Here is a 6,764-nt window from a genome sequence, read left to right as displayed (position 1 = left end):
GCTCCACGGCGCCCGGGCCCAGGCGGCCAAGGGCCGCGGCTCCCGCCGCCGCCATGCGCCGGGTCACGCCGTCCTTCGGGTCGAAGCGGACGGCGCCGGCGGTCTCCGGAACCGCGGCGGCCAGCAGGGCGGCGAAGTGGATGGCCAGCGACTCGGCCAGCGTGGCGGTTGCGCGCCGGCCCGCGTTCAGGTCGGCCAGCACCTCCGGCGGGATGTCGCTCCGGCGGGTGGCGCCCTTGCGCGGGGCGGCGGTGGGGGCCGTCGCCACGGTTCAGGCCTCCGGCAGCAGGCGCCAGACGACCGTCTCGCGCATCTCGCGGTCCTCCAACTCCAGGGAGGTCGGAACGCTGTACTGCCCGACGCGCTCGATCCCGCTGGTCGGGACATAGGCGCGGCCCGGATCGCCCAGCAGCACCAGCGTGCCCGTCGCGGCGACTCCGCGCAGCCAGGCGGTCACCCGGTCGGCCATCGGCTTCTCGTAACAGACGTCGCCGGCCAGGACGACGTCGATGCCGGGCAGCGGGCGGCCCACCAGATCGGCGCTGACGGCCTTCACCTCCACCCCGTTCGTCTCCGCGTTCAGGGCGATGGCGCTCAGGGCGAATCGGTCGATGTCGCAGGACTGCACGCGCGCCGCCCCGGCCATCGCCGCGGCGACGCCGACCAGCCCGGTGCCGGCGGCGAAGTCGAGAACCGACTTGCCGGCGACCAGCTCCGGTCGGTCGAGCACGAGCCGCGCCACCGCCTGGCCGCCCGGCCAAGCGAAGGCCCAATAAGGAGGAGGGACATTGGATTCCCTCAAGGATTCCTCAGTCGCCTCCCACAGCGGCGTGATCTCCGTCGCCAGATGCAAGGCGATCTCGGGCAGCAGAGGAGTCCTCGTTACAGCCGTGTTGGACCGGATGAAGTCGATTTGAGAGACATTGTTCATAATTGGACTCCCGGCGGGGGCGGCGCGGGCGTGGATGATCTATCCACAACCGGTTTCGGTTACATAATTCAAACGGAGTAGACACACCTGCCGTCCCGTGTTACCCGTTCGAAAGGAGAAAAACAAAGGGCATGGGGCTGATATGCGGTCGAAAGGGATTGCACTCTGCGCTTCGTTCGCGGCGTTCATCGCTCTCAGCCCGTTCACCATATCCCAAGCCCAGGCCCAGGACGGCGATTGCGTCCGCACGGTGCGCTCCATATCGGATTTCGAGATCCGGGGCGATGCCTGGACCTGGTGGAACGCCGCCGCCACCCAGTACGAACGCGACCAGCGCCCGGCGCTCGGCTCCGTTCTCGTCTTCAAGCGGTCGCCCCGGCTGGGCCGCGGCCACGTCTCCCTGGTCAGCCACATCGTCGACCGCCGCACCATCGAGGTCGATCACTCCTGGCTCGACGGGCGCGGCCTGCGCCGCAACATGCGCGTGGTGGACGTGTCGCCGCGCAACGACTGGTCCGCCGTCCGCGTCTGGCACGAGCCGTCCGACCAGCTCGGCATGCGCGTCTATACCACCTACGGCTTCATCCTGCCGGAAGACGAGACGCCGGAAACCCGCCAAGCGGGCTCCGCGGGCGCCGGCATCGGCAGCACCTTCTCCGTCGCCCCGCAGGGCCGCTCCACGCCAAAGCCCGCCGCGTCGCCCCGCCTGATGGAAGCCTCCCTGAAGGGCCACGCCGTCGCCGTTCCGGGCCGCAAGCCGCAGGTGCTGACCGCCTCCCTCTCCCTGTCCGGAAAGGCCGCGGCCGCCCGCATGCCGGAGCCGGTGGTGGCCGTCGCCGTGCTGCCGTCGCGCAAGCCGACCCTGCCGGCGTCGCAGAAGGGCGTCGCGGCGGTCGCCTCCACGGAGGGTGTCCGCGCGGTCCTGCCGCCCCGCAAGCCCGGCCTTGGCGACAGCGCCGTCGCCGAGCTGGCGACGCGCTAACCTCTCTTCCGCCTAGATTTTCCCGGCCAGGAAGGCCGCCAGCACTAGCCAGCCGAACCAGCGGTTGGAGCGGAACTTGTTCAGGCAATCCGTCTGGTCGTCGGGATTCCAGGTCGCCACCTGCCAGGACAGGTGCAGCGCGGCCAGCGACAGCAGCGGCAGGAACAGCCCGCCCAGCCCGGCCAGACGCCCGGCGATGCCGATCCCCACGAAGGTCAGCGTGTAGAAGCCGTAGATCCAGATCTTGCTCTGGTCGCCCAGCCGCAGGGCGGTGGATTTCACGCCGATGCGCGCGTCGTCCTCCTTGTCCTGATGGGCGTAGATGGTGTCGTAGCCCAGCGTCCAGACGATCCCCGCGGCGTAGAGCGCCAGCGCCGGCCAATCCAGGTCGCCGCGCACTGCCGTCCAGCCCATCAGGGCGCCCCAATTGAAGGTCAGCCCCAGGAACGCCTGCGGCCACCACGTGATGCGCTTCATCAGCGGGTAGGTGAAGACCAGCACCAGCGACAGCACGCCCAGCCCGATGCTGAACAGGTTGAGCTGGACCAGCACCGCCAGCCCGATCAGAAGCTGAAGGGTGAGGAAGGCCAGCGCCTGTTTCACCGACACCTGCCCGGAGGGGATCGGGCGCGTCCGGGTGCGCTCGACCATCGCGTCGAAATCGCGGTCCAGGATGTCGTTCACGGTGCAGCCGGCGCCGCGCATCACCACGGCGCCGATCCCGAACAGCGCCATCAGCCACAGGTCGGGCAGCGGCCCCGCGCCGGCCAGCGCGATGCTCCACCAGCCGGGGAACAGCAGCAGCCATGTGCCGATGGGCCGGTCCAGCCGCGCCAGCCGCAGGTAAGGGCGGACCGCCGCCGGGGCGAAGCGGTCGATCCAATCGCCGCGCCGGATGTCGGTGAAGGCGCCGGGGGCGGGGGAGGCGGGGCTGGTCATGGCGGGCTCGGGGCGGGCTCGGGATTGGGAAGGAGGGCCGTGGGCAAGGTAACGGCGGGGGTGGACCATCGCAAGGCCGGGCCATTGCGGCTATAGTCGGCGCCGCACACCGGAGACCTTGCGCCATGTCAGACCAACCGAAAACCCGCCTGTACGTCGACAGCCCCCTGAGCGAGGGGCAGGCGGTGGGCCTCGACCACGAGCGGGCGCATTTCCTGCGCCATGTGCTGCGGCTCGACAAGGGCGACGCGGTGGCGGTCTTCAACGGGCGGGACGGCGAATGGCTGGCCGCCATCGACGGGTTCGGCAAGGGTTGGTGCTCCCTCACCGTGACGACGCGGCGGCGCCCCCAGGCGGACGGGCCGGACCTATGGCTGCTGTTCGCCCCGATCAAGCGCGGGCGCATCGACTTCGTGGCGGAGAAGGCCAGCGAGCTGGGCGTGTCGCGGCTGTGGCCGGTCTTCACCCGCCGCACCGACCCCAACCGCGTCAACACCGACCGCCTGCGCGCCAACGCCATCGAGGCCGCCGAGCAGTCGGAGCGGCTGACCGTGCCGGAGATGGCCGACCCGCTGCCGCTGGACAAGGCGCTGGCCGGCTGGCCTTTGGGGCGTACGCTGTACCTGTGCGCCGAGGCGGGGAACGTACGCCCCATCGCGGAGGCCGTCCGTGGCCGTCCGCGCGGGCCGGCGGCCTTCCTGATCGGGCCGGAGGGCGGCTTTGCGCAGTCGGAACTTGACGAAATTTGTAAACTACCCTTTGTTGTTCCCGTCGGTCTGGGGCCCCGCATTCTCCGGGCCGACACGGCGGTGGTCGCGGCACTTGCCTGCTGGCAGGCCCTTTCCGGGGACTGGACGGCGGACGGCGGCGACACGAGACCGCCCTTCCGCGCGCCGGCCGACCCCACCGCCGGGGAATAAGGGCCGTTCGACGCGCCGCTGTTCCAGGCGGGTTATTCGATTTTTTGAAAGCGGGAGCTTCCATGTCCGCACCTCCGAAGACGCGCGGAGAACCGATCACCGACCGCCGCCAGCTGGCGGCCTATCTGGAATCCGGCTGCAAGCCGGCGGACCAGTGGCGCATCGGGACCGAGCACGAGAAATTCGCCTACCGCGTCTCCGACCACCGCCCGCTGCCCTACGAGGGGCCGGACGGCATCGGCGAGCTGCTGACCCGCCTGCAGCGCTTCGGCTGGGACCCGGTGGAGGAGAAGGGCAACCTCATCGCCCTGACCCAGGGCATGGCGAACATCACGCTGGAGCCGGGCGGACAGGTCGAGTTGTCCGGCGCCCCGCTGGAGAACCTGCACCAGACCTGCGCCGAGGTGCACCGCCACCTGGATCAGGTGAAGGAAGTCGGGGCGGAGCTGGGCATCGCCATGATGGGGCTGGGCTTCCAGCCGAAGTGGCGGCGCGACGAGATCCCCTGGATGCCCAAGGGCCGCTACCGGATCATGGGCGACTACATGCCCAAGCGCGGCAATCTCGGCGTGGACATGATGACGCGCACCTGCACCGTGCAGGTGAATCTGGACTTCGCGTCGGAAGCCGACATGGTGAAGAAGTTCCGGGTCAGCCTGGCGCTTCAGCCCATCGCCACGGCGCTGTTCGCCAACTCGCCCTTCACCGAGGGCAAGCCGAACGGCTTCCAGAGCTTCCGCAGCCACATCTGGACCGATACCGACCCCGACCGCACCGGCGATCTGCCCTTCGTGTTCGAGGACGGCTTCGGGTTCGAGCGGTATGTGGATTACCTGCTCGACGTGCCGATGTACTTCGTCTACCGCGACGGCACCTACATCGATGCGTCCGGCCAGTCCTTCCGCGACTTCATGGCAGGCCGGCTGCCGGCCCTGCCGGGCGAGGTCCCGCTGATCACCGACTGGGCCGACCATATGACCACCTCCTTCCCCGAGGTGCGTCTGAAGAAATACCTGGAGATGCGCGGCGCCGACGGCGGTCCGTGGCGCCGCCTGTGCGCCCTGCCGGCCCTGTGGGTCGGGCTGCTCTACGACGGGCAGGCGCTCGACGCCGCCTGGGATCTGGTGAAGGACTGGACGACCGAGGAGCGCGCCCATCTGCGCGCCGAGGTGCCGCGCCACGCGCTGCGCACGCCCTTCCGCGGTCGCACGGTGCGGGAGGTCGCGCTGGAGGTTCTGGAGATCGCCCGCGGCGGTCTGGCCCGCCGCGCCCGCAACGACAACTGGGGCGACGACGAGGCGCATTTCCTGAACACGCTTCTCGACATCGCCGAGTCCGGCCAGACCCCCGCCGACGAACTTCTGGCGAAGTTCAACGGCCCCTGGGGCGGCAGCGTGGACCCGGTGTTCAAGGAATACGCGTACTGAGCATACAAGAAAGAAGCCCTCTCCCCCCTTGGGGAGAGGGTTGGGTGGGGGGCGTTACGCCCGGTAGGGCTGACGATGTTCGTGCGGCCTGGAGCGCCTTCGGCGCCCCGTTCATCCCAACCTTCTCCCCGGGGGGAGAAGGAACAGGGTGGTCGCTTCTTACCTCTTCCACGCGATCAGCCGGCGTGCCGCCTCGGCGATGGTCGCCTCCGACCCGGCGAAGCTGAAGCGCACGAAGCGGTGGCCGCGGGCCGGGTCGAAATCGACGCCGGGCGTGCAGGCGATGCCCGTCTCCGCCAGGATGCGCTTGCAGAAGGCTTCGGCGTCGTCGGTCATCTCCGTCACGTCGGCGTAGATGTAGAAAGCCCCGTCCGCCGGGGCCAGCTTGTCGAACCCGGCCTTCGGCAGTTCCCTCAGCAGAAGTTCGCGGTTGCGGGCGTAGCGGGCGACATGGCCGTCCAGCTCCTCCGTGCAGGCGAAGGCGGCGACCGCGGCGGCCTGCGACAGGCTGGGGGCGGAGATGAACAGATTCTGGGCGAGGCATTCGACCGAGCGGATCAGGTCGTCCGGCACGATCATCCAGCCGAGCCGCCAGCCGGTCATCGAGAAGTATTTGGAGAAGCTGTTTACCACCAGGGCGCTCTCGCTGACCTCGGCGGCGGTGACGGCCTCCGGCCCGTAGGTCAGGCCGTGGTAGATCTCGTCGGAGACGAGCCGCACACCCCTGGCGTCGCACCAGTCGGCGAGCGCGGTCAGCTCCTCCCGGCTCAGCATCGTGCCGGTCGGGTTGGCCGGGCTGGCGACGATCAGGCCCTGGATGGGCGTGTCGAGCTGTTCCAGCAATTCGATGGTCGGTTGGAACCGGTGCTCCGGCCCGGTCGGCAACTCCACCGGCTCGACCCCGATGGCGGTCAGGGTGTGGCGGTAGGCCGGGTAGCTGGGCGAGGCCATGGCCACCCGGTCGCCCGGATCGAAGGCCGCCAGGAAGCCGAGCTGGAAGGCGCCCGACGAGCCGGTGGTGACGACCACGCGCCGCTCCGGCACCTCCACCCTGTAGCGGTCGCGGTACCAGCCGGCGATGGCCGACCGCAGCGCCGGGATGCCCAGCGCCCCGGTGTAGCCCAGCACATCGGCGTCGAGCATGCGGTGGGCCGCCTCCAGCACGCCCTTCGGCGCGCCGGTCGAGGGCTGCCCGACCTCCATGTGCAGGACCTCCAGCCCGGCGGCCTCGCGCTCGGCGGCGGCGCGCATCACTTCCATGACGAAGAAGGGCGGGATGGCGCCCCGTTTGGACACTTTGGGTGCTTTGCTCATGATTTCAGGCTTCTGGCTCTGGGCTTCTGTGCGTCAACGCTCGGTTTCGACCAGGATGCCCAGGGCGTGGGCGCGCGGGTCGGCGGCGATCTGGCATTCCTTCCAGCCGCTCTCCATCGAGGTCTGACAGGTGACGAAGGTGGCGCGGCCCGGTCCGTTCGCGGCGCGGCTGACCCGGACGGCGGCGCCCGCTTCCTTGTCCAGCGCGGCGGGCAGGGCGGCGGTCAGCAGGGCGGCGGCGCGCTCCCTCC

Annotated in this window: 6 protein-coding genes and 2 pseudogenes; 3 read left to right on the top strand and 5 right to left on the bottom strand. The window is 70.0% G+C overall.

The window, feature by feature from the left end; all coding sequences use genetic code 11:
* A pseudogene (locus QSG27_RS26845) lies at positions 1–268 on the bottom strand (DNA alkylation repair protein); the annotation flags it as partial.
* Positions 269–271: 3 nt separating this feature from the next.
* Positions 272–931 carry a class I SAM-dependent methyltransferase gene (locus tag QSG27_RS26840; RefSeq protein ID WP_306711626.1) on the bottom strand — a complete coding sequence of 220 codons (660 nt, stop codon included), beginning with the start codon at positions 929–931 and terminating at the stop codon, positions 272–274.
* Between the two features lie 250 nt (positions 932–1,181).
* Here QSG27_RS26840 and QSG27_RS26835 point away from each other — a divergent pair, with 250 nt between their 5' ends.
* The gene (locus tag QSG27_RS26835) at positions 1,182–1,913 is read left to right on the top strand and encodes a CHAP domain-containing protein (protein ID WP_326522695.1); all 732 of its coding nucleotides are present in this window, start codon (positions 1,182–1,184) and stop codon (positions 1,911–1,913) included.
* Positions 1,914–1,925: 12 nt separating this feature from the next.
* Here QSG27_RS26835 and ubiA read toward each other — a convergent pair whose 3' ends face one another.
* Positions 1,926–2,852: a 4-hydroxybenzoate octaprenyltransferase gene (ubiA, locus tag QSG27_RS26830; RefSeq protein WP_306711622.1), complete on the bottom strand. Its 927-nt coding sequence runs from the start codon at positions 2,850–2,852 to the stop codon at positions 1,926–1,928.
* A gap of 125 nt (positions 2,853–2,977) precedes the next feature.
* On the opposite strand from ubiA, the gene QSG27_RS26825 reads away from it, so the two are divergent.
* Positions 2,978–3,772 (top strand): 16S rRNA (uracil(1498)-N(3))-methyltransferase, encoded by a 795-nt coding sequence (locus QSG27_RS26825; protein ID WP_306711619.1) that lies wholly within the window; start codon positions 2,978–2,980, stop codon positions 3,770–3,772.
* 62 nt (positions 3,773–3,834) lie between these two features.
* Positions 3,835–5,199 (top strand): glutamate--cysteine ligase, encoded by a 1,365-nt coding sequence (locus QSG27_RS26820; RefSeq protein ID WP_306711617.1) that lies wholly within the window; start codon positions 3,835–3,837, stop codon positions 5,197–5,199.
* 159 nt (positions 5,200–5,358) lie between these two features.
* On the opposite strand, the gene QSG27_RS26815 is transcribed toward QSG27_RS26820, so the two are convergent.
* Together QSG27_RS26815 and QSG27_RS26810 are read right to left on the bottom strand one after the other, a co-directional pair.
* Entirely contained in the window at positions 5,359–6,513 is a 1,155-nt protein-coding gene (locus tag QSG27_RS26815; RefSeq protein ID WP_306711616.1) for a pyridoxal phosphate-dependent aminotransferase, read from the bottom strand.
* A 33-nt stretch (positions 6,514–6,546) separates the two neighbouring features.
* Positions 6,547–6,764 (bottom strand): annotated as a pseudogene (locus QSG27_RS26810) (gamma-glutamyltransferase); the annotation flags it as partial.

Origin of the sequence: Azospirillum isscasi, from assembly GCF_030849505.1 — a bacterium.
In the GTDB taxonomy this organism is placed as follows: domain Bacteria; phylum Pseudomonadota; class Alphaproteobacteria; order Azospirillales; family Azospirillaceae; genus Azospirillum; species Azospirillum isscasi.
The sequence above is the reverse complement of the archived record's forward strand: the minus strand, read 5'-3'. Positions and strand labels throughout refer to the sequence as shown.

Bases quoted from the DNA above. Each gene is read 5' to 3' on its own strand.
- QSG27_RS26820 (WP_306711617.1), top strand. From the start codon at position 3,835: ATGTCCGCACCTCCGAAGACGCGCGGAGAACCGATCACCGACCGCCGC.
- QSG27_RS26825 (WP_306711619.1), top strand. From the start codon at position 2,978: ATGTCAGACCAACCGAAAACCCGCCTGTACGTCGACAGCCCCCTGAGC.
- ubiA (WP_306711622.1), bottom strand. From the start codon at position 2,852: ATGACCAGCCCCGCCTCCCCCGCCCCCGGCGCCTTCACCGACATCCGG.
- QSG27_RS26815 (WP_306711616.1), bottom strand. From the start codon at position 6,513: ATGAGCAAAGCACCCAAAGTGTCCAAACGGGGCGCCATCCCGCCCTTC.
- QSG27_RS26840 (WP_306711626.1), bottom strand. From the start codon at position 931: ATGAACAATGTCTCTCAAATCGACTTCATCCGGTCCAACACGGCTGTA.